This is a genomic window from Rhizobium sp. Root708 (assembly GCF_001429725.1).
Lineage (GTDB): Bacteria > Pseudomonadota > Alphaproteobacteria > Rhizobiales > Rhizobiaceae > Rhizobium.
This window is the reverse complement of record NZ_LMHV01000012.1, coordinates 165,139-187,165: the sequence shown is the minus strand read 5'-3', so window position 1 is coordinate 187,165 and position 22,027 is coordinate 165,139. Positions and strand designations below refer to the sequence as shown.

Annotated in this window: 21 protein-coding genes; 16 read left to right on the top strand and 5 right to left on the bottom strand. The window is 62.9% G+C overall.

Features of this window, described 5'->3' with window-relative positions:
* Positions 1–109 precede the first annotated feature (109 nt).
* Complete coding sequence (ubiE, locus tag ASE04_RS11325) at positions 110–886, top strand: bifunctional demethylmenaquinone methyltransferase/2-methoxy-6-polyprenyl-1,4-benzoquinol methylase UbiE (protein ID WP_056816730.1); 777 nt, start codon at positions 110–112, stop codon at positions 884–886.
* Between the two features lie 56 nt (positions 887–942).
* Positions 943–2,517, top strand: coding sequence for a 2-polyprenylphenol 6-hydroxylase (gene ubiB, locus ASE04_RS11320; RefSeq protein ID WP_056816727.1), 1,575 nt, complete (start codon positions 943–945; stop codon positions 2,515–2,517).
* A 21-nt stretch (positions 2,518–2,538) separates the two neighbouring features.
* Here ubiB and ASE04_RS11315 read toward each other — a convergent pair whose 3' ends face one another.
* Together ASE04_RS11315 and ASE04_RS11310 are read right to left on the bottom strand one after the other, a co-directional pair.
* Positions 2,539–2,925 carry a VOC family protein gene (locus tag ASE04_RS11315; protein ID WP_056816724.1) on the bottom strand — a complete coding sequence of 129 codons (387 nt, stop codon included), beginning with the start codon at positions 2,923–2,925 and terminating at the stop codon, positions 2,539–2,541.
* Between the two features lie 8 nt (positions 2,926–2,933).
* Positions 2,934–4,214: an MFS transporter gene (locus ASE04_RS11310; protein ID WP_056816719.1), complete on the bottom strand. Its 1,281-nt coding sequence runs from the start codon at positions 4,212–4,214 to the stop codon at positions 2,934–2,936.
* Between the two features lie 94 nt (positions 4,215–4,308).
* On the opposite strand from ASE04_RS11310, the gene ASE04_RS11305 reads away from it, so the two are divergent.
* Positions 4,309–5,181, top strand: a complete 873-nt coding sequence (locus ASE04_RS11305) for a LysR family transcriptional regulator (protein ID WP_056816716.1) — start codon at positions 4,309–4,311, stop codon at positions 5,179–5,181.
* On the opposite strand, the gene ASE04_RS11300 is transcribed toward ASE04_RS11305, so the two are convergent.
* Positions 5,182–6,087: a LysR family transcriptional regulator gene (locus ASE04_RS11300; protein ID WP_056816713.1), complete on the bottom strand. Its 906-nt coding sequence runs from the start codon at positions 6,085–6,087 to the stop codon at positions 5,182–5,184.
* Between the two features lie 124 nt (positions 6,088–6,211).
* Between ASE04_RS11300 and ASE04_RS11295 the strand changes: the two genes are divergently transcribed.
* The 4 genes from ASE04_RS11295 (at position 6,212) to coaBC (ending at position 10,258) form a co-directional block, all read left to right on the top strand.
* The gene (locus tag ASE04_RS11295) at positions 6,212–6,976 is read left to right on the top strand and encodes an SDR family oxidoreductase (protein ID WP_056816710.1); all 765 of its coding nucleotides are present in this window, start codon (positions 6,212–6,214) and stop codon (positions 6,974–6,976) included.
* Between the two features lie 106 nt (positions 6,977–7,082).
* A complete protein-coding gene (locus ASE04_RS11290; protein WP_056816706.1) occupies positions 7,083–7,832 on the top strand; it encodes an SDR family oxidoreductase in 750 nt (249 codons plus the stop codon).
* A gap of 221 nt (positions 7,833–8,053) precedes the next feature.
* Entirely contained in the window at positions 8,054–8,977 is a 924-nt protein-coding gene (locus ASE04_RS11285; RefSeq protein ID WP_056816703.1) for a DMT family transporter, read from the top strand.
* 69 nt (positions 8,978–9,046) lie between these two features.
* Positions 9,047–10,258: a bifunctional phosphopantothenoylcysteine decarboxylase/phosphopantothenate--cysteine ligase CoaBC gene (gene coaBC, locus ASE04_RS11280; protein ID WP_056816700.1), complete on the top strand. Its 1,212-nt coding sequence runs from the start codon at positions 9,047–9,049 to the stop codon at positions 10,256–10,258.
* On the opposite strand, the gene ASE04_RS11275 is transcribed toward coaBC, so the two are convergent.
* The gene (locus ASE04_RS11275) at positions 10,245–11,060 is read right to left on the bottom strand and encodes a class II glutamine amidotransferase (protein ID WP_056816697.1); all 816 of its coding nucleotides are present in this window, start codon (positions 11,058–11,060) and stop codon (positions 10,245–10,247) included. The two genes, coaBC and ASE04_RS11275, sit on opposite strands and share 14 nt — an antisense overlap.
* A gap of 41 nt (positions 11,061–11,101) precedes the next feature.
* Between ASE04_RS11275 and ASE04_RS11270 the strand changes: the two genes are divergently transcribed.
* The 7 genes from ASE04_RS11270 to otsA all read left to right on the top strand — a co-directional run bounded on the left by ASE04_RS11270 (position 11,102) and on the right by otsA (position 18,517).
* The gene (locus ASE04_RS11270; RefSeq protein WP_056816694.1) at positions 11,102–11,290 is read left to right on the top strand and encodes a hypothetical protein; all 189 of its coding nucleotides are present in this window, start codon (positions 11,102–11,104) and stop codon (positions 11,288–11,290) included.
* 32 nt (positions 11,291–11,322) lie between these two features.
* Entirely contained in the window at positions 11,323–12,234 is a 912-nt protein-coding gene (locus ASE04_RS11265) for a pirin family protein (RefSeq protein WP_056816691.1), read from the top strand.
* A 444-nt stretch (positions 12,235–12,678) separates the two neighbouring features.
* Positions 12,679–13,356 carry a FadR/GntR family transcriptional regulator gene (locus ASE04_RS11260; protein WP_056816689.1) on the top strand — a complete coding sequence of 226 codons (678 nt, stop codon included), beginning with the start codon at positions 12,679–12,681 and terminating at the stop codon, positions 13,354–13,356.
* Entirely contained in the window at positions 13,353–14,642 is a 1,290-nt protein-coding gene (locus ASE04_RS11255; RefSeq protein WP_056816686.1) for a CynX/NimT family MFS transporter, read from the top strand. Before ASE04_RS11260 ends, ASE04_RS11255 begins: the two co-directional genes overlap by 4 nt.
* A gap of 84 nt (positions 14,643–14,726) precedes the next feature.
* Positions 14,727–16,226 (top strand): S10 family peptidase, encoded by a 1,500-nt coding sequence (locus ASE04_RS11250; RefSeq protein ID WP_056816680.1) that lies wholly within the window; start codon positions 14,727–14,729, stop codon positions 16,224–16,226.
* 70 nt (positions 16,227–16,296) lie between these two features.
* Complete coding sequence (gene otsB, locus ASE04_RS11245) at positions 16,297–17,094, top strand: trehalose-phosphatase (RefSeq protein WP_056816676.1); 798 nt, start codon at positions 16,297–16,299, stop codon at positions 17,092–17,094.
* Between the two features lie 46 nt (positions 17,095–17,140).
* Positions 17,141–18,517 (top strand): alpha,alpha-trehalose-phosphate synthase (UDP-forming), encoded by a 1,377-nt coding sequence (gene otsA, locus ASE04_RS11240; protein WP_056816671.1) that lies wholly within the window; start codon positions 17,141–17,143, stop codon positions 18,515–18,517.
* Positions 18,518–18,522: 5 nt separating this feature from the next.
* Here otsA and ASE04_RS11235 read toward each other — a convergent pair whose 3' ends face one another.
* Entirely contained in the window at positions 18,523–19,443 is a 921-nt protein-coding gene (locus tag ASE04_RS11235; RefSeq protein WP_056816667.1) for a choline sulfate utilization transcriptional regulator, read from the bottom strand.
* 111 nt (positions 19,444–19,554) lie between these two features.
* Here ASE04_RS11235 and ASE04_RS11230 point away from each other — a divergent pair, with 111 nt between their 5' ends.
* Both ASE04_RS11230 and betC read left to right on the top strand, forming a co-directional pair.
* Positions 19,555–20,490: a choline ABC transporter substrate-binding protein gene (locus ASE04_RS11230; protein ID WP_443216862.1), complete on the top strand. Its 936-nt coding sequence runs from the start codon at positions 19,555–19,557 to the stop codon at positions 20,488–20,490.
* Between the two features lie 21 nt (positions 20,491–20,511).
* A complete protein-coding gene (betC, locus tag ASE04_RS11225; RefSeq protein ID WP_056816660.1) occupies positions 20,512–22,026 on the top strand; it encodes a choline-sulfatase in 1,515 nt (504 codons plus the stop codon).
* Position 22,027 lies beyond the last annotated feature (1 nt).

The following is a 22,027-nucleotide window of genomic DNA, read 5'->3' as shown; positions in this document are numbered from 1 at the left end:
TGCGCTATAGCGCCAAGGTGCCGCGGCCTTGACCGTGGCCCACAGATAGCGCCGCGCGCGTCCGTTCGCTATGGTCGCCGCGCCGATTTCAGATTGATGGAGTATTTCGATGTCAGAAAGCCGTACCTCCGCCGAAGGCGGCATGGAAACATCCTACGGCTTCCGCGAAGTGGCGGACGGTGAAAAGCAGGGTCTCGTCAACGAGGTCTTCCACAAGGTCGCCAAGCGCTACGACATCATGAACGACGTCATGTCGGTCGGCATGCATCGCGTCTGGAAGGACGCCATGATCTCCGCGCTCAACCCGCGCAAGGAGCCCGGCTACAAGGTTCTCGACGTTGCCGGCGGCACCGGCGACATCGCGTTTCGCATCATCGAGGCCTCCAACCGGCAGGCGCATGCGACCGTGCTCGACATCAACGGCTCGATGCTCGGTGTCGGCGCCGAGCGCGCCGCCAAGAAGAAGCTTTCCGACAACCTGACCTTCGTCGAGGCCAATGCCGAGGATTTGCCGTTTGAAGCCAACAGCTTCGACGCCTACACGATCGCTTTCGGCATTCGCAACGTGCCGCGCATCGACGTGGCGCTCAGCGAAGCCTACCGCGTGCTGAAGCGCGGCGGCCGTCTGCTCGTCCTCGAGTTCTCCGAAGTCGACATGCCGCTGCTCGACCGCGTCTATGACACCTGGTCCTTCAACGCCATTCCGAAATTCGGCAAGGCGATCACTGGCGAGGCCGAGCCCTATCAGTACCTGGTCGAATCCATCCGCAAGTTCCCCAACCAGGAGCACTTCGCCGAGATGATCCGCGACGCCGGTTTCTCGCGAGTGAGCTTCACCAACTATACCGGCGGCATCGCGGCCCTTCATTCCGGCTGGAAGCTCTGACGCATGGTTTCGCAGGCATCGTTCACCGCCCCGCGTCCGCAGGCAGGCGATCTGGCATGAGCACATTGGGAGCATATTTCCGGCTCTGGCGCGTCGGCTGGATTCTCGTGCGCGAAGGCGTGATTTCCGCGTTGCCGTCGGAGGATCTTCCGCCGGCTGTCGGTATCGCCAAGTCCTTGGCGGGCGTTTTCGCACGCAACCGCTCGAAGGCGAAGAAGCGCAGCGACAGGCTGGCTCAAGCCGTCGAACGGCTCGGCCCTTCCTACGTCAAGATCGGCCAGTTCCTCGCAACCCGGCCGGACGTCGTCGGCGTGGAGTTTGCCGACGATCTGTCGCAGTTGCAGGACCGCATGGCATTCTTCCCGTCGGAAGCGGCGAAGGCAAGCATTGCCAGTTCGCTCGGCCGGCCGATCGAGGACCTTTACGCGAGCTTCGGCGACCCGATAGCCGCGGCATCGATCGCGCAGGTTCATCCAGCCGAGGTCGATACGCCTGCCGGACGCAAGAAGGTGGCCGTGAAGGTGGTGCGCCCCGGCGTGCGACAGCGCTTCACCCACGACATCGAGGCGATGTACCTCGTCGCCCATATGCAGGAACGCTTCATGCCTTCCAGCCGGCGCCTGAGGCCGGTGGAGGTGACGAAGACCCTTGAGCAGACCACCAAGGTCGAGATGGACCTTCGCCTGGAGGCTGCGGCACTCTCGGAGATCGCCGAGAATACGGCAAAAGATCCCGGGTTTCGGGTGCCGACCGTCGATTGGGAACGGACCGGCCGCGATGTCATCACCATGGAATGGATCGATGGCGTCAAGATGTCCGACGTCGAGGGGCTGCGCGCTGCCGGCCATGATCTCAACGCGCTTGCGGATACGCTGATCCAGTCGTTTCTGCGCCATACGCTGCGCGACGGCTTCTTCCATGCCGATATGCATCCCGGCAATCTCTTCGTCGATGCACAGGGCGACATCGTTGCCGTCGACATGGGGATCGTCGGTCGCCTCGGCAGAAAGGAACGCCGCTTCCTGGCGGAAATCCTTTACGGCTTCATCACCCGCGACTACCTCCGCGTGGCGGAAGTGCATTTCGAGGCCGGCTATGTGCCCGGCCACCACAACGTCGAAAGCTTCGCCCAGGCGATCCGCGCGATCGGTGAGCCGATCCACGGCCAGCCTGCGGAAACGATTTCGATGGCCAAGCTGCTGACGTTGCTCTTCGAAGTGACGGAACTGTTCGACATGGCGACACGCCCGGAACTTGTGATGCTGCAAAAGACGATGGTGGTCGTCGAAGGGGTGTCGCGCATTCTCAATCCGCGTTTCAACATGTGGAAGGCGTCCGAGCCCGTTGTCGGCGACTGGATCCGCAACAATCTCGGCCCGAAGCGCATCGTCGCGGACCTCAAGGATGGGCTGAAAGCCGCGGTGAAACTGGCGGAAGCTGTCCCCGAGATCGCGGCCAAGACCGAGAAGTTCCATCACGAGCTTCTGCATATGAGCGAGCACGGATTGCGGTTCGATGCCGGCACGGCGGAGGCGATCGGCAAGTCCGAAGCGCGTCATAGCCGCTCCGGACGTTTTGCTCTGTGGGTCATCGCCCTGACGCTGATCTACATCGCCTGGACGTTGAGATGAGGCGCGCCGACTGGCGCGGCTTCAGGACACCGAATTTGAGATCTCGATGAGATTGCCGTCCGGATCCCTGAAATAAACCGACACGATCGGTCCGGTGGCGCCGGTGCGCGCGACCGGACCTTCGAGGATTTCCACCGCTTCGGCGCGCAAATGCGCGACGACATCCGCAAGCGGCGTTTCGGCGATGAAGCACAAATCCGCAGAGCCCGGCGTCGGCCGCGCGGCCTTGGGTTCGAACTCCCACTTCACCTGATGCAGGTTGATCTTCTGCCGTCCGAACTTGAGAGCCTTGCGCTCCTCGCTGAAGGTTTCGACGGACATTCCGAGCACGCGCGCATAGAAGGCGCAGCTTGCGTCGATGTCGGCAACCGTTAGAACGAGGTGGTCGAGGTTGTTGACGCTGATCATGCGGCAGGCTACCGCCGTGACAGGCGGGCGGCAACCAGTGCGGCGATCATGCCGACTGCCAGCAATGCCAGCGTGAACAGGACGACAGCGCTCCAGCCATCGGCGCTCCAGAAGTAGCCGCCCGCGGATCCGGCAACACTCGAGCCGACGTAGTATGACAGCAGATAAAGCGACGACGCGTGCCCCTTGGTGCCGCGCGCGAGCCGCCCCACCAGAGCGCTCGCGACCGAATGGGCGACGAAGAAGCCCGATGTCAGCAAAACTATGCCGAGGATGATCAACGGTAGAGACGAGCTCAGTGTTGCGGCCACGCCAGCTGCGGCCATGGCGATGCCTGCCGGCAGCACCACGAAGTGGCCGATGCGATCGCCGAGCGTTCCCGCAATCCAGGAGGCGGCGATGCCGAAGAGGTAGACCGTAAAGATCAAGCCCAATTCGGTCTGGTTGAGACTATAGGGCGGCTGCACCAGGCGAAAGCCGATGTAGTTATAGACCGTGACGAAGGTTCCCATCGCCAGGAAGCCGATGGCGAACAGGAACGGCAGCGCCGGATTGCGGAGGTGACCGATCCAGGCGATCGCATGGAAGCGCGCATTGAAACCGCGGCGGGGTGTGAAGTTCCGAGAGGCGGGCAGCAGCAGGAAGAAGCCGATGGCGGCGGCAAGACCGAGCAAGCCGAGCGTTCCCAACGCGACGCGCCATGAGAAGAATTCCGCCAGCGTGCCAGTCACGACGCGTCCGGCCATGCCGCCGAAGGCATTGCCTGCGATATAGAGCCCCATGGATGCGCCAAGCCCCCGCGGATCGATCTCCTCCGACAGGTAGGCCATTGCAACGGCCGGCACGCCGCCAAGCAGAAGCCCTTCGAGCGCGCGGATCACCAGCAGAGCGTGCCAGCTCGGCACCAGCGAGCAGGCTATGGTGCAGAGCGCGGCGCCAAGCAGCGAAGCGAACATCAGACTGCGGCGCCCGAAGCTCTCCGACACGGCCGCTGCGCAGAAGATCGCAAAGGCAAGAAAACCGGTCGACAAGGACAGGGAGAGGGAGCTGGCCGCAGGACTGATGTGAAAATCCGCGGCGAAGATCGGCATGAGAGGCTGGACACAATAGAGCAGCGAGAACGTTGCGAAGCCCGAAAGAAAGAGCGCGATGCTGGCGCGGCGGTAGGGAGCGGTCCCGCGAAAGAGAAACTGCTTTTCCCTTGGCTCGGGCTGAGCCTGGACCAGCTGCAAATTGGGGCGGGAGGGAGTGTCGAGGACGTCTAGCTGCTTGTCTGCGGCGCGGGGCATGGGCACCAACCTTTCACGCCTTCTCATCTAGCCAAGCGGCTATCATTTGTCCAATATATGGAACTGCCATTCTCGATATGTTTTGGAGATACCTATGGAGTTGCGCCACATCCGATATTTCCTTGCCGTGGCGGAACAGGAGAATTTCACCCGGGCGGCGGCGAAGCTTGGTATTGGTCAGCCACCGCTGAGCCAGCAGATCCGCGATCTTGAGCGGGAAGTCGGCGCGATGCTGTTTCATCGGGTGCCGCATGGCGCAGAACTGACGGAGGCCGGCCGCGCCTTTCTTCCGGAAGCGATGGCTGCGGTCGCGGCGGCGGAAAAGGCAAAGCTTGCCGCTCAAAGAGCCACGCGTGGAGAGACTGGACGACTTGCCCTCGGCTTCACCGCTTCCTCGGCCTTCAACACAGCCGTCAGCGGCACCATCCGCCGTTTTCGCGGTCACTGGCCCGATGTGTCGCTGTCGCTGACGGAGATGAACAGCAACTGGCTGATGGAAAAGCTGATGCGCCAGGAGATCGATGCGGCATTCATCCGGCCGGGGCTGGAGGATCCGAAAGATGTGCTTTTGAAGCGGCTGGCCGACGAACCGATGCTGATCGCCCTGCCCGCCCACCATGAACTGGCGAAGCGGCGCGCTGTGCCGCTGGCGGCACTTGCAGGGGAGCCCTTCATCCTCTTTCCGCGCACGGTCGGCCTCAGCCTCTACGACGACATCGTGCGCGGCTGCCGCGACGCCGGGTTCGAGCTCGTCGTAACGCAGGAGGCGCCGCAAATTCCCTCGGTCGTCAATCTCGTCGCTGCCGATCTCGGTGTCTCGATCGTTCCGGCGTCGATCGCTCACCTTGCTCTTGACGGGGTGGCCTACCGCCCGATCGAGGGACCGCCGCTGGTCGCCCGGCTGGGGCTTGCCATGCTCAAGGCACAGCGCTCGCGCGTGGTCGCCAACCTGATGAGCCTTGTCTGATCAGCCCGCCGGATCCCAATAGGGCGGGTCCTTGAAGGTTCTACGCAGATGATCGGCCACCGCCCGCAGCTTGGCTGATGGATTGCGGCCTTCGGGGTGCGCCATGTAGATGAACTCGGGTTCGGGCCGATAGCCGACATCGATCTCCTCCAGCAACCCTTCGCGGACGGCCGGCCCGGCAATGAACGCAGGCAGCAGCGCGACGCCGAGGCCGGCCACGGCAGCATCCCGGATCATGTCGCCGTTGTTCATTCCGACCGAGAATTTGGCGCGCACGACAAGCGCGCCCTCGGGCGTCTGAAACCGCCAGTCAGCATTGCCGCGATTGGTATAGAAGATGCCCTTGTGGTGATCGAGATCGGCAAGCGTGGCTGGACGACCGGCACGGTTGAGATAATCGGGTGTTGCGACCAGCAGACGTCGGCTACGGCTGAGTTTCCAGACCACGAGGCGCGAGTCGACGATCGGACCGTGCCGGATCACCGCGTCATATCCCTCAGACGACACATCGACGCGGCGGTCGTCGATGTCGAGCGTCAGTTCGATCTCCGGATGCGCGGCCAGGAAGGGATAGAGCGCCGGCCCGAGATGCATTCGCCCGAAGGTGACCGGGGCCGCGATCCTCAGCGGACCGGCGAGACTTCCCCGCCGCACCGCCATGTCGGCAGCCGCCTCATCGATCTCGCGAACAATCCGCGCAGCCCGCTCGAGGAAGGCGGTGCCGTCCTCCGTCAGCGTGAGTTTCCGGGTGGTTCGGTGTAGCAACACACCGCCCAGCGATCGCTCCAGTTCGGAGAGGCGTTCGCTGACCACAGATTTCGACAGCCGCAAGCGCCGCGCGGCCTCGCTGACTGAGCCGGCCTCCACCACGGCGACGAAAGCGACAATTCCCTCAATCCTGATCATCGTTCGGTAATTCCGAATTCGAGTTCCGCAATTTGCACACTAATCCGAACGAAAAGAAAATGCCATCTTCCACTCATCGAAGGGCGGCCGCAGCCGCCTCCAACCCAAAAACGGAGATGGAACAATGGACAGATTGATTGGAAAGGTCGCTATCGTCACCGGCGCAAGCTCTGGCATCGGTCGCGACACAGCTAAGCTTTTCGCTGCCGAAGGCGCCAAGGTCATCGTCGGCGCACGCCGCAAGCCGGAGCTCGACAGCCTCGTCGAAGAAATCAAGGCAGCAGGCGGTGAAGCCGTCGCCGTTGCTGGCGACGTCCGCTCGGAAGACTACCACAAGGAACTGGTCTCGACCGCCGTCAATCGCTACGGCAAGCTCGATGTCGCCTTCAACAACGCCGGCACGCTTGGCGAGGCCGGCCCGAGCACCGGGGTTTCGGAGAGTGGCTTCGCCGACACGCTGGCGATCAACCTGACGGCGTCCTTCCTTGCCGCCAAGCACCAGATCGCACAGATGGAGCAGAACGGTGGCGGCTCGATCATCTTTACCTCGACCTTCGTCGGCTACAGCTTCGCCTTCCCGGGCGTTGCCGCCTATGCCGCCAGCAAGTCCGGCCTCATCGGCCTGACGCAGGCGCTTGCCGCCGAGTTCGGACCCAAGAATGTGCGCGTCAACGCCGTGCTGCCCGGTGCCGTCGATACCGACATGTACAGGGAGATGAACGACACCTCAGACAAGCAGAGCTTCATCACCAACCTGCATGCCCTGAAGCGTGTCGCTGCCCCACTGGAGCTGGCTCGTTCGGTTCTCTACCTTGCATCCGACGATGCAAGCTTCGTGACCGGTACCGCATCGCTCGTCGACGGCGGCGCATCGATCACCCGCACATAACGATCCGACGACTGCTCCGGTCGGCAAACCCGCCGGAGCAGTTGGCCTCGACGAAAAGCATTCCCTCAGATGGGCCACTGGCCCACGGCTCACAAGGACACAGACAATGGCACGCTTACAAGAGAAGACGGCGCTCATCACGGGCGGCACCAGCGGCATCGGCCTCGAAACGGCCCGCCAATTCATTGCTGAAGGCGCACGTGTCGCCATCACCGGCAGCAGCGCCCGCAGCGTCGAGGCCGCTCGCGCCGAATTCGGCGACAAGGCCCTGGTCATCCAGGCGGATGCCGGTGACGTCGCCGGTCAGAAGATCGTTGCTGGCGCGATCAGCGACGCCTTCGGACACCTCGACATCCTCTTCATCAATGCAGGGGTTGCCGAGTTCGGTCCCCTCGAACAGTGGGGCGAGGACGCCTTCGACAAGTCGGTCGCGATCAATGTCAAAGGTCCGTTCTTCCTGATCCAGGCCCTGTTGCCGCTGTTCTCGAAGCAGGCCTCGATCGTGCTCAACACCTCAATCAACGCGCATATCGGAATGCCGAACTCCAGCGTCTACTCCCTGACCAAGGGCGCGCTGCTGACACTCGCAAAGACCTTGTCGGGCGAACTGATCGGTCGCGGCATTCGCGTCAACGCCGTCAGCCCCGGCCCGATCGCGACACCGCTCTACGACAAGCTCGGCTCTTCCGCCGCCGACGCCGCTGCGATGGCCGCGCACATCCAGTCGCAGATTCCGGTCGGTCGCTTTGGCGATCCAATCGAGGTCGCCAAGACGATCGTCTTCCTTGCCTCCGACGAGGCGCGCTACATCGTCGGCAGCGAACTTGTCATCGACGGTGGCATGAGCAATCTCTGACACGTCCAGTCCGATGTTTTTCAAGGCCGCGGCGGCATTCGCCGCGGCTTTTTCGCGATGTCAGGGCAGCAGCGCATTTGCCTCGGAAAGCGGACGTAGCCAACCGCGTGTCGCACTCTGACGCTTGCGCAAATCCGATCTGGGGCATAGTGCCTCGGAGATCGGTGATCCGATTCCTTCCTCTTTCATTGGATTGGGGCTGACCTGCCCCGGAGATATCCATGCTGATCGGTATTCTGTGCGGCATCGCGACATGTGCGTTGTGGGGGCTGACCTTCGTCGTTCCGCGCGCCATCGCTCCTTTCACGACCCTCGACCTGACAGTTACCCGCTATGGCCTGTTCGCGCTCGCAAGCGTGGTGCTGATGGTCTATCCGCGCTTTCGCCCGCGGGGGATGCCGCCGCGCATGGTCATCACCGCCCTGCTTCTCGGCGGCGTGGGCTATGTCGGTTACTTCGTCAGCGTTTCATACGCCGTAAGGTTTGCGGGTGCCGCCATTCCACCGCTCGTCATCGGCACGATGCCTGTCCTCCTCGCGCTGATCGCGAATTTCCGTGATCGCTCGGTTTCCTGGCGGCTTCTCGCAGTGCCCTTGCTGCTGATCGCGCTCGGTATCGCCTGGGTGAACGTTTCGGTTTTCGCGTCGGCCCCCGAGGGTGACCACTCGATGATCGTTCTCGGTATCGGCTCGGCGGGCATCGGCCTCGTGCTCTGGGTCATCTACGGCCTGGCGAGCACCGCCGCGATGCAATCCACCAATGCGCCCGACATCCTGCAATGGACCGGCCTTCAGGGGATCGGCGCAGGTCTCGGTAGTCTCGTGCTGATCCCGCTGACGTCGCTCAACCATTCGATCAGCTATACCGAGATCGACCTTGTCAGGTTCATTCTCTGGTCACTTCTGATGGGCATTGCCGGCGCCTGGCTTGCCACGCTGCTATGGATGATAGCGTCCCGGCGGCTACCGCTTGCGCTCGCGGCGCAACTGATCGTGGCGGAGACCCTGTTCGGCCTCGTCTTCGGTTTCGTCTTCGAGCAGCGTTGGCCGACGGTTGCGGAAGCCGGCGGATCGCTACTGCAGCTCGCCGGTGTCTTCGCGGCGATCGCCATCTTCAGCAAAGCCGCCCGACGGCAACCAGCCTGAGGCCGATTGCTTATTATACGCCAAGGGCTTAGGGTTCATCCACAGTGACATGTGAGACGGACAGGAGCCATGGTTCTCAACGGCAAGCGCATCCTCCTCATCATTTCGGGCGGCATCGCAGCCTATAAGAGTCTCGACCTCATTCGCCGGCTGCGGGAACGCGGCGCCTCGGTTCGCCCGTTGATGACAAAGGGTGCGCAGGAGTTCATCACGCCTCTTGCCGTCGGAGCCCTTGCCGCGGATCACGTTTTCACGGACCTGTTTTCGAGGCAGGACGAACAGGATGTCGGGCATATCCGGCTGGCGCGTGATTGCGACCTGGTGCTCATCGCGCCCGCGACCGCCGATCTTCTGGCGAAGATGTCGGCCGGGATCGCCGATGACCTCGCCTCCACCGTTCTGCTCGCGACCGACAAGCCGGTGCTCGCAGCACCGGCGATGAACCCGCATATGTGGGCGCATCCGGCCACCAAGCGCAACATCCAAACGTTGCGCACTGACGGGATCCGCTTCGTCGGCCCGATGGCTGGAGAGATGGCCGAGAGCCGGGAGGCCGGTGTCGGCCGCATGGCCGAGCCGCTCGACATCGTCGCTGCGGCGGAAGCACTACTCGACAAAGGTCCGAGGCCGCTCGCCGGTCGAAAGGCCGTCGTCACGTCGGGCCCCACGCACGAACCGATCGATCCCGTCCGCTACATCGCCAATCGCTCGTCCGGCCGGCAAGGTCACGCCATTGCTTCGGCGCTCGCCAAACTCGGCGCCGAGGTCACGCTGGTTTCCGGTCCGGTCGCAATACAGGATCCGCCTGGCGTCACGGTGATCCACGTCGAACGGGCGGAAGAAATGCGGGACGCGGTGCTTTCCGCGCTGCCGGCGGACATCGCCGTGATGGTGGCAGCCGTCGCGGACTGGCGCGTGGCGTCGGCATCGAATCAGAAGATCAAGAAGCACCCGGGCGAATCCATCCCGACGCTGGCATTGACCGAAAACCCCGACATCCTGAAGACGATCGGCCATCATACGATGCGGCCGAAGCTGGTCGTCGGTTTCGCCGCAGAGACGCAAGACATCGAGAACAACGCCAAGACGAAGCTGGAGCGCAAGGGCGCCGACTTCATCGTCGCGAACGACGTTTCGCCGGCGACCGGCATCATGGGCGGGGTGAGAAACAGGGTGAAGATCGTCGGCCGCGACGGCATCGAGCAGTGGCCGGATCTGACCAAGGAAGACGTCGCGGCAAAGCTCGCCGCCCTGATCGCCGAGCGCCTCAGGCAGGCATAGCGACAACGAGCCGAGGCGAAGCTTCCGATGGCTTCTCGCCGCCGAACGGGGTGATATCGATCCCGTCTTCCCCAAGCACGACGGCACTTCCATCCGGAATTTCGGCCCATGCATCGACGTCGTCGTTGAGCGGCTCGGAAACGAGGCAAAAGCCGCCGCCGAGGGTCGATGCGTACAACGTTGGAGCCTTGCTGTCCGTCGCGTAGCGAATGGCGTAGAGCGATTTGCCATCGGAGAACGCCGCCGTGTAGCGAACGAGCGCCGATCCGAGAATGTTGAGGGCGAGGCCCTCCACGAAGCCGATCATCTCCGCCATGGCGGCGACCGGCCTCTGGCGCAGGCCGAACTGCAGCGCCAGCAGGAACATCAACTCCGAATCCGTCGTGCCGCCGCGGGCGTTGAACAGCTCATCATCAAGCATCGCTTCCATCGGCCGGCGCAAACGCTCGAAGCCGGAAATCTGCCCGTTGTGCATGAACGACCAGTTTTCGAAGACGAAGGGATGACAGTTGTCGCGACGCGTGCCGCCGCCGGTTGCCGCGCGCACATGCGCCAGAAACAGCGGCGAACGGATTTGCCGTGCCAGGCTCCGCAGATTGCAGTCGGACCACGCCGGCAAGGTATCGCGGTAGCGGCCAGGCTCCGGACGATCGCCATACCAGGCAATACCGAAGCCATCGCCGTTCGTGGGCGTCTTGGCGCGGGTGGCGCAGTGCGACTGCTCGATCAGGGAATGCGCGGGCGAGGATACCAGCTCCTCGAGATAGAGCGGGTCTCCGCGATAGGCTGCCCAGCGACACATGCTTTTTCACTCCTGAACCCACTCTCCGCAGGAGCAGGCGAATGCTGAAACGCGACGATGATTGTCGAATCCGATGGTTAATAAGAACTAAACAGATCCGTGGCTTGCAAGCGGAAGATGACGAAATTCGGACGATCGACGTGATCAAATCGCGCGATGCAACATCTTCTTTTGTGAACAGTGCGTTCCCGTGGGTGCCGATTTCGCAGGATGAGCCCAAGCCGCTATAGTCGCGTCAAGTTCACCCCCCAGCGAGGATGCCATGTCGATCCGTCCCGTAAAGCATATGAGCACTGCAACCCCGACCATGGAAGGCGCCGGCGTGAAGCTGCACCGTGTCTTCGGCTTCGGGGATCCGTCGATGACCGATCCGTTCCTGATGATGGACGATTTCCGCAACGACAATCCGGCGGAGTACATCCGCGGCTTTCCGTGGCACCCGCATCGCGGCATCGAGACGATCACCTACGTACTCGCCGGCACGGTGGAGCATGGCGACAGCCTCGGCAATCGCGGCCTGCTTGGTGCGGGCGACATTCAATGGATGACGGCCGGCAGCGGCATCATGCACCAGGAAATGCCGAAGGGTGATTTCGCCGGGCGCATGCACGGCTTCCAGCTATGGGCCAACCTCCCCTCGTCGATGAAGATGACGGCGCCGCGCTATCAGGACGTCAAGTCGGCGGACATTCCCGTTGTCGTCGATGACGACGGCACGGCGGTTCGGGTCATCTGTGGCGACTTTTGGGGCAAGGCCGGCCCGGTCGACGGGATCGCGGCGGAGCCGATCTATCTCGACGTGTCGGTCCCCCCTGGTAAGAAGAAGCGGCTGCCTGTCGATACCTATCGCAATGCCTTCGCCTACATCTTCGCCGGCTCGGGCACCTTCCGCGACGCTTCGAAGCCTTTCGGCGTGCGTGTCGAGAAGGAGGTCAACGGAGAGGAGCTCAACATCCGCGACATGTCGGGCAACCGCACGCTTGTGGTGTTCGACAGCGGCGATGAAGTGACGGTGCAAGCCGGAGACGAAGGCATTCGCTTCCTGCTCGTTTCCGGCAAGCCGATCGAGGAACCGGTCGCCTGGCACGGCCCGATCGTGATGAACTCGCGCGAAGAGATCAACCAGGCGATGCGCGAATTGCAGAACGGCACCTTCATAAAGGCCGCGCATTGAACACAGGTGATCCACAGGCCGCACGCCCGAATTCGGGAGGCGCCTTCGGATCGCACCTGATTGTAAATATTCAAAAATCCGGTCGCGCCTAGTCGCAAGCCGCGTTTCGCCGAAAGAAACGCCGAAGCAGGCTTTCCGGTTTTTTCTTGCATCTATGACGAATCGTCCTACCTTCTATCCATCGACAACAGAACGAAAGGAAGGTGATCCAATGTCTAATGAGATTTCAGACCTCGTAATGGGCATGGAAGTGGTGATGAAGGCGAGGCAGCCCTCGCTCTAAACCCACCTTCCTAGGATCGCTTTGACGGTCCGGCCGGTTACAGGCCAGAACTCATGGAAAGGGTCGCTTCGCGCGGCCCTTTTCCAATTTCAGCAGATCGATTGACGCGACAGACGGCATGGATTATTCATAAAGTCATCTGATGATTTAATGAGATACCCATGCAACCTCTGACCAAGACCAACCTGGCAGACACCGCGATTGCGGCCATACGCAGCGAGATTGTCTCGAAGCGCTGGGATATCGGCGAGAAACTGCCGAACGAAACGACGCTCTCAGCTATGCTTTCCGTCAGCCGTGGGACCATCCGCGAGGCTGTCCGCGTGCTGGCATCACAAGGTTTTCTGGAGACGAGGCAGGGGTCGGGCACCTATGTCCTGTCGACCACGGACGCCAGTACGCCGCTCAGCATGGCGCGGCGCGCGAGCCTGCGCGACCAGTTCGAAGCCCGCTGCGCCCTCGATGTCGAGGCAGCGCGCCTGGCGGCGCTGCGGCAGACACCCGACATCATCGTCGAGCTTCGGCGCCTTCTGGAACGGCGCGGCAATTTCGAAGGTGGCGACAAGGCGGCCTTCGTCGAACGTGACCTCGCCTTCCACAAGGCCGTCATCGCAGCCTCGGGCAACCGGGCGATGGTCGACATATACGATTTCTTCGCCGCCTCCATCGCCGAGACGATCGAGGCCACGCTGGGGGCGGAAATCCCCGAGCCCGACATGCAGGCGCATGCCGATATCATCGACGCCATCGCCACCGGCGAGCCGGCCAGTGCCGACGCCGCCGTGCGCCGCTTCATGGCCCCTATTCTCGGTGCCCTAGACCGAAAGATCCTTTCATGACCAGCCCATTGCAAGATTCCGCGCGCAGCTACGATCTGGCGGACGAGCAATTGATCGATGCCGAAGCCGATAGCGTGCCGCAGCCGGAAGCGCCGACCGGACTGAGCAGCATGCGCCGCTTCGTGCTCGGCGCCAGCCTTGTCCTCATTGCCTTCAATCTTCGCCCGGTTTTCTCCAGCGCATCCGCACTCCTGCCGGAGATCCGCAGCGAGCTTGGTCTTTCAGCACTTGGTGCAAGCCTTTTGACGACCTTGCCGGTCGTTTGCCTTGGTGCCTTTTCGCCGCTGGCGCCGCGCCTGTCGCAGCGGATCGGCTCCGAACGCACGCTGCTTTTCGTCCTCTTCCTGCTTGCAATCGGCACAGCCTTACGCGGCGCCTCGTCGGTGCCGCTGCTGTTCATCGGGACAGCGCTTGCCGGCGCCTGCATCGCCGTCGGCAACGTGCTGCTGCCGGGTCTCGTGAAGCGTGATTTCGCCGATCGCGCGGCATTGATGACCGGGTGCTACACGATGGCGCTGTGCGCCGGTGCTGCCAGCGCTGCCGGGCTTACGTTGCCGCTGGAGCGCGCCCTTGGCGGCTCCATGGCCGGCGCATTGGCGGGATGGGCGCTGCCGGCGCTCGTCGTCGGCGCGATCTGGCTGCCCCAAGTCCTGACGACCAAGAACGCAGCGCGGCGAAGCGGCTTTGCAGTCGAAGGGCTGTGGCGCGACCGGCTCGCATGGCAGGTAACGCTGTTCATGGGTCTGCAGTCGGCTCTCGCCTACTGTGTCTTCGGCTGGCTCGTTCCGATCCTGCGCGAGCGCGGGCTGGATGGCGTTACCGCCGGCGCGATCGTTTCCGCTTCCGTGATGGTCCAGGCTGCGGCTTGCCTGGTCGCCCCGCAGATCGCCGTCAGGGGCAAGGATCAGCGGCTGATCAACGCTTCGCTCTGCGTCGTTGCGGTCGTTGCCCTGCTCGGCCTGCTGTTTGCACCGCTGTCCACCGTCTGGCTGTGGGCGGTGCTACAAGGGATTGGCCAGGGCGGGCTGATCGCCGTTGCGATGACGACGATCGTGCTGCGCTCCCGCGACCAGCACGTTGCCGCTCATCTTTCCGGCATGGCGCAATGTGTCGGATACCTGCTTGCGGCGATCGGCCCGCTGATCGTCGGGTTACTGCGTGGCTGGACGGGCAGTTTCGCATGGTGCGCCGTGCTGTTCGTTGCTCTCGGCACCGGCGCCGCGATCAATGGCTGGAATGCCGGAAGGGCGTCCTATGTCGGCGCGCGAACCGTCGAGAAGCAGTAACGCGGCATCACCTAGTGTTGATCCCGCCCCCTGCCCGGCAATGCTAGGCTCAGGCCTGTCAATGCCATTGCCGGAGGGACAATCGTGCGGCTTCGATACATGTTTCTCGTCGCGACGCTGCTTGCTGCTCTGCCGCCGGGGCTGGGCGCCGCCGAAGAAGGCGGCACGGCGCGCGAAGGCGTCCTGCGGCTGTTGCCTGGCGATTCCGTCACGCAGCACGAGATCACGATCGGTACGCAGAGGCTGAGCTACGCGGCGACGGCTGGCACCCTCGATCTCTTTGGCCAGGACGGGACGCAGAGTGCTGCGATCTTCTACACGGCCTATGTCAAGAAGGACGGCGATCCGGATCGGCCGCTGACCTTCGCCTTCAACGGCGGGCCGGGTGCCGCCTCCGCCTTTCTTCACCTCGGCCTGGTCGGACCGAAGATCGTCGATTTCGGCCCCAAGGGCGACGATGGTGCCCACGCAAAGCTCACGGACAATCCGCAGACCTGGCTCGACTTTACCGACCTCGTGCTGATCGACCCGATCGGCACCGGCTGGAGCCGGACGGCGAAGGCCGACGACGCTTCCAAATACTACAACGTCAACGCGGACGCCGACACCATAGCCAAGGCGATCGCCCTCTACGTCGCGCATAACAATCGCTCCGCTTCCCCGAAGTATCTGCTCGGAGAAAGCTATGGCGGTTTCCGCGCCGCGAAGGTCGCGGATGCATTGAAGGACAATCAGGGCATCATCGTTTCCGGCGCCGTCATGCTTTCGCCTCTCATCGAGGGACAGCTGATGTTCGGTGCAGATCAGTTCGCGCTCGGCGCCGCACTGGAACTTCCGTCTCTCGCCGCGGCCGAAATGGATCGGCGCAACAGCTTCGATCCTGCGCGCCAGCGGGATGCCGAGCATTTCGCGCTGACCGACTACTTGACGACGCTCGCCGGCGCTCCTCCGACAGGGGACGCGGGCAAGGCGTTCTACAAGAAGGTTGCCGACCTGACCGGGATCGAGGCCGGCGTGGTCGAGAAAAGCCGTGGCTTCCTCGGCGGCTCGTTCGCAAAGCAGGCCGGCAAGGGGCTTGTCGCCAGCCCCTACGATGCGGCCTTCACATCTTTGGATCCCTATCCTGAAACAGACGAGAGCCGTGGCGACGATCCCATTCTCGACGGCTTCACCCGCGCCTATGGCGGCATCTTTGCGAACTATGCCCGCAACGAGCTCGGCTTCCATACCGATATGACCTATTCGCTGCTCGACAGCGACATCAACCGGCGCTGGGAATGGGGCAGCCGGGGCGGCGGATCTCGCTTGCAGGCGAGCATCACCGACGACATCCGGGAACTGCTTGCGTCCAACCCGTCATTCCGCCTGCTTGTCGCCCACGGCTATAGCGACCTCGTCACGCCGTATGGTGTGAGCCGCTATGTCATCGACCACTTGCCGACGGCGCTGACAGCAGGGCGCGTGGCGCTGAACGTCTATCCTGGCGGCCACATGTTCTATACGCGGACCGAGCAACGCGCCGCCTTCACGGCGGATGCGAAGGCCTTCTACGCGGCACGGCACCAATCCTCGCCGGCGGACTGAACGACGGCGTCCGGCTGTACTCATGACGCGTTGGGGTTGTTTCCTGGGATCGCCGACCTAGTTAGTCCACATGCCCGATGCAACGACACCTGCCCCCGCCCCGACCTCGCCTGAGGTTTCCGGAGCCGAAGACCTATGGCAGATCATTTTCCTGTCACCTGACGATTACGCGCTGTTTCTCGATATCGACGGCACATTGCTCGATCTCGCGGCCACCCCCGATGACATCATCGTGCCTGCTGCCCTGCCCGCGCAGCTTCACGCCTGGTCGAGCCGCCTGGAAGGCGCGTTAGCCCTCGTTACCGGCCGCGCGCTCCACTATGCGGATAAGCTGTTTACCCCGTATCGCTTTCCGATCGCGGGGCTTCACGGCACCGAACTGCGGAACGCGGACGGCGCCGTCAGCAGAAGCGAGACGACGCCTGCCTTCGATCGGTTCAAACAGGAGCTGCAGCAGGCGACGACACCGCTCGACGGCGTTCTCATCGAGGACAAGGGTGCTGCCGTTGCCGCGCATTATCGGCTGGCGCCCGATAGGCAGGCCGAGGTCGAACGTCTGATGGAGCGGGCTGCGGAGGAGGTCGGGCCGGGCTGGATTCTCCAGCGCGGCAAGATGGTGATCGAGCTCCGACCCGCCAGTGCCGACAAGGGCATGGCCGTCGAGACTTTCCTGTCAGAACCGCCGTTTGCCGGTCGCCGCCCGGTTGCGATCGGCGATGATGTGACCGATGAGGCGATGTTTGCCACCGTCAATCGGCTCGGTGGCCATGCGATCCGCATCGGCAAACCGTCGACCACAACCGCCGCATCGCTGTCGCTGCCCTCGGCAGCCGCGCTGCGGGAACTGATCGCCCGCATCTCCGTTTGATGCACAGCCGCGCCATTGTCGCCATTTCCGCCGAAAGGAAGTCTTTGTGAGTCGTCTCGTTGTCGTTTCCAACCGTGTTCCTGTTCCCGAGAAGGGCGGTGCAGCAGCCTCCGCCGGAGGGCTTGCCGTGGCGTTGCTGGCGGCGCTGCAGGAGCGAGGCGGGATCTGGATGGGCTGGTCGGGAAAATCCAGCGGCGACAATGAGCCCGGACCGCTTTCCGTGGAAGAACAGGGAAAGATCACCTTCGCTCTCACCGACCTCACGGAAAAGGACGTCGATGAGTATTATTTTGGTTTCGCCAACCGGGTGCTTTGGCCGATCTGCCATTACCGGCTCGATCTGGCGGAGTATGGCCGCAAGGAAATGGCGGGCTATTTTCGCGTGAACCGCTTCTTCGCGCATCGCCTGGCGCCGCTGCTGAAACCGGACGACACGATCTGGATTCACGACTACCACCTGATCCCGCTTGCCGCGGAGCTCCGTCAGATGGGCGTCAAGAACCGCATCGGCTTCTTCTATCACATACCCTGGCCGCCGGCTGACGTGCTGTTTGCCATGCCGGTTCACGAAGAGATCATGCGCGGGCTTGCCGCCTACGATCTCGTCGGTTTCCAGACCGACCACGATCTCGAAAACTTCGCCGGCTGCCTCCGGCGCGAGGAGATGGGCGATGCGATCGGCGAAGGCCGGTTCATGGCTGGCGATAAAATCTTCAAGGGCGGGATTTACGGGATCGGCATCGAGACTGCGGCCTTCGCCCGTTTCGCCGAGAAGGCCGGCCACCATTCGCTGGTCACCAAGGCCAAGGAGAGCATCGAGGATCGCGATCTGATCATCGGTGTCGACCGGCTGGACTACTCGAAGGGGCTGACACAGCGCATCGACGCCTTCGAGCGTTTCGCGCTTGCCAACCCCGCTCATCAGCGCAAGGTCACCTATCTGCAGGTCACCCCGAAATCGCGCTCGGAGGTGCCTGAGTACGAGCAGATGCAGCGTACCGTTGCCGAGCAGGCCGGACGCGTGAACGGCGCTCTCGGGACGGTCGACTGGGTGCCGATCCGCTACATCAACCGCTCGGTGAGCCGGCCGGTTCTCGCGGGTCTCTATCGAATGGCGAAGGTCGGCCTTGTCACCCCCTTGCGCGACGGGATGAACCTGGTCGCCAAGGAGTATGTGGCGGCGCAGGATCCGCGCGACCCCGGCGTGCTGGTGCTTTCACGCTTCGCCGGCGCCGCACGGGAATTGCGAGGATCGCTGCTGGTCAATCCCTACGACATCGAAGGCACGGCGAACGCGATCGCGCGGGCGCTCAACATGCCGCTCGATGAGCGCCAAGATCGCTGGCAGCGAATGATGGACTACCTGCTCGAGCATGATGTGTCGCGCTGGTGCGACGATTTCCTCAAGGACCTCGCGGCCTAGATTTCTCAGGCTTGGCCGTCGACGCCTGATATCCCCGCCTCGGTCATCAGCCACGCCCCGAGCCTTTCGCTCTGGGGGCTGCCCTTTTTCGGCCGCAGCAGCCAGTAGCCACGGTCCGGTGCCTCGAGCTCCGGGCCGGCGATGGCGAGAATGCCGGATTCCAGAAGCGAATCGACGAGCCCCATCCAGCCGAGCGCCAGCCCCTGCTCGCCAAGCGCTGCCTGCACGACCAGCGAATAGGTGTTGAAGCTGAGATCCCCCTGCACGGCATAGGCCTCGCGATTGATCCGCAGCTGCGCGAAATAGCTCTGCCAGTCGAACCACGGCGAAGGGGTCGCGGTATCGAGATGGATGAGACGACTGCGGGCAAGGTCGCCGACATCCGCGAAAGGCCCGTTCCGATCGAGAAAGCCGCGGCTGCAGACCGGCGCCACGCGCTCCGGCAGGAGAAGCACTGCGTCCTGCCTGAGTTCCGCCCGCGACCCGAAGGCGACGGCCAGATCTCCATCGTCCACACTATCGCGCTCGATTCTCTGCGTCGCGACGATCTGGATATCCATATCGGGATAGATCAGCCGAAAGCCATGCATGCGCGGGATGAGCCATAGCGAGGAGAAAGCGTAGTCGGTGTGCAGCCTCACCGCCGGCCTCGTGGTTCCCTTGCGGAAATGGCGGGCAAGCTGGTCGATCTCATCAACGTTTCTTGCAGCGATATCGAAGAGCCTCTTGCCCTCCTGCGTCAGCACGACGCCGCGATGCTGCCGCTTGAACAAGGCCACGCCGAGATGTTCCTCGATCCTGCGAATCTGATAGCTGACAGCGGGCTGTGTCAGGCCGAGGACTGATGCTGCCGCAGACAGGCTACCGGCTTTTCCAATCTCGACGAAGATGCGCATCCACCCCAGGTCGATCGGGCGCTCAGCCATAAAAAATCCTTTTGGCAACGATCGAAAAAAGCCAACTTCACAAGACAGACGATAGCGACTTCAATAAAACTATCAAATGACAAAAGGGGAAATGCGATGACAGGAATTTCGATGATCCGCCGTCTTGCCACCGGCGTTGTCTTCTCGGCTCTGGCGATGGGTTCGGCTGCCGCCGCGGACGATGCATCCTGCAAGGTGATCCGCATGTCCGACCCGGGCTGGACCGATATCACCGCCACCAATGGCGTCACGTCAGTCATCCTGACGGCGCTGGGCTATGAGCCCGACGTGAAGACCCTGTCGGTGCCAATCGGCTACCAGTCGATGAAGAACGGCGAGATCGACGTGTTTCTCGGCAACTGGATGCCGGCGCAGAAGGCATTCATCGACGACCTGACCGCCGCCAAGGCGATCGAAGTCATGAACAAGAACCTCGAAGGCGCGAAATTCACGCTGGCGGTCCCGACCTATGTTGCAGACAAGGGCGTGAAGGACTTCTCCGACCTGCAGAAGCACGCGGACGAGTTCGACCACAAGATTTACGGGATCGAGCCGGGTGCTCCCGCCAATTCGAACATTCAGAAGATGATCGACGCCAACGACTTCGGCCTCAAGGACTGGAAGCTGGTGGAATCCGGCGAGCAGGCGATGCTGGCGCAGGTCGATCGCGCCTCGAAGGACAAGGGTGCGGTGGTGTTCCTGGCCTGGGCGCCGCATCCAATGAACGAGAAGTTCTCGATCGAGTATCTCTCGGGCGGCGACGCCTATTTCGGACCGAACTTCGGCGGCGCTGTGGTCTACACGCTGGCGCGCACCGGATGGTCGGAAAAATGCCCGAACGCGGCCGCGCTGATGAAGAACCTTAAGTTCGAGATCAGCATGGAGAACGCGTTGATGGGCTCGATCCTCGGCGGCGAGGATCCGAAAGCGGCGGCAACGGCGTGGCTGAAGGCCAATCCCAAGGCGATCAACCCGTGGCTGTCAGGCGTCACCGCGCTTGACGGAAAGCCTGCTGCCGACGCAGTAAAAGGCTCTCTCGGCCTCTAGTACCTCAAGGACCTGACTGACATGGCGCGCCCGAATTTTCTCATCCTGATGGTCGACCAATACAACGGGACGCTGTTTCCCGATGGGCCGGCCGAGTTTCTTCACGCGCCGCATCTCAAGGCCCTGGCGAAGCGCTCCGTGCGCTTTGCCAACACCTATACGGCAAGCCCGCTCTGCGCGCCGGCGCGGGCTTCCTTCATGTCCGGCCAGCTTCCAAGCCGCACCCGCGTCTACGACAACGCCGCCGAATTCGCCTCCGATATCCCGACCTTCGCCCATCATCTCAGAGCAGCCGGCTATCACACCGCTCTCTCGGGCAAGATGCACTTCGTCGGTCCCGACCAGCTGCACGGCTTCGAGGAGCGGCTGACGACCGATATCTATCCGGCCGATTTCGGCTGGACGCCTGACTATACCAAGCCCGGTGAGCGCATCGACTGGTGGTACCACAATCTCGGCTCGGTGACGGGCGCGGGCGTGGCCGAAATCACCAACCAGATGGAATATGACGACGAGGTCGCCTACAACGCGACCCGCAAGCTCTACGACCTCTCGCGCCGGCAGGACGATCGTCCCTGGTGCCTGACGGTCAGCTTCACGCATCCGCACGACCCCTATGTTGCGCGCCGCAAGTTCTGGGATCTCTATGAGGATTGCCCTCATCTTGACCCGGAGGTCGGCACGATCCCCTTCGACGAGCAGGACCAGCATTCGCAGCGGCTGTTGAAGGCCTGCGACTACGACGCCTTCGAGATCACCCGCGAGCAGGTGCGCAACGCCCGGCGCGGCTATTTCGCCAATATCTCCTACATCGACGAGAAGGTCGGCGAGCTGCTTGACGTTCTCGAGCGCGGGCGGATGGCCGAGGATACCGTTATCCTCTTCGTCTCAGACCATGGCGACATGCTAGGCGAGCGCGGGCTGTGGTTCAAGATGTGCTTCTTCGACGGCTCCTCGCGCGTGCCGCTTTCGATATCGGCGCCCGGCTGGGAGCCCAAGCTGATCAGTCAGCCGGTTTCGACGCTGGACGTGACGCCAACGCTGGCGGCGCTCGCCGGCATCGATATCACCAAGCTGAAACCCTGGACCGATGGCGAGGATCTGACGCCGCTCGCGACAGGTACGGGCGGACGCGGGCCGGTGCCGATGGAATATGCGGCGGAAGGTTCGATCGCGCCGCTGGTGGCCTTGCGCGACGGCAGGTTCAAGCTGACGCTCTGCGACGCGGACGCGCCGATGCTGTTCGACCTCGACGCCGATCCGAAGGAATTAAAGAACCTCGCCGCCGACCCTGCCTATGCCGAGACACTGGCGCATCTGACCGCGCAGGCGAAACAGCGGTGGAACCTTGCGGGCTTCGATGCCGCCGTGCGCGAAAGCCAGGCGCGGCGCTGGGTGGTGTACGAGGCGCTGCGCAACGGCGCCTATTATCCCTGGGATTACCAGCCGCTGCAGCGCGCCTCGGAACGCTACATGCGCAACCACATGGATTTGAACGTGCTGGAAGAAAACCAGCGCTATCCGCGCGGCGAGTGAG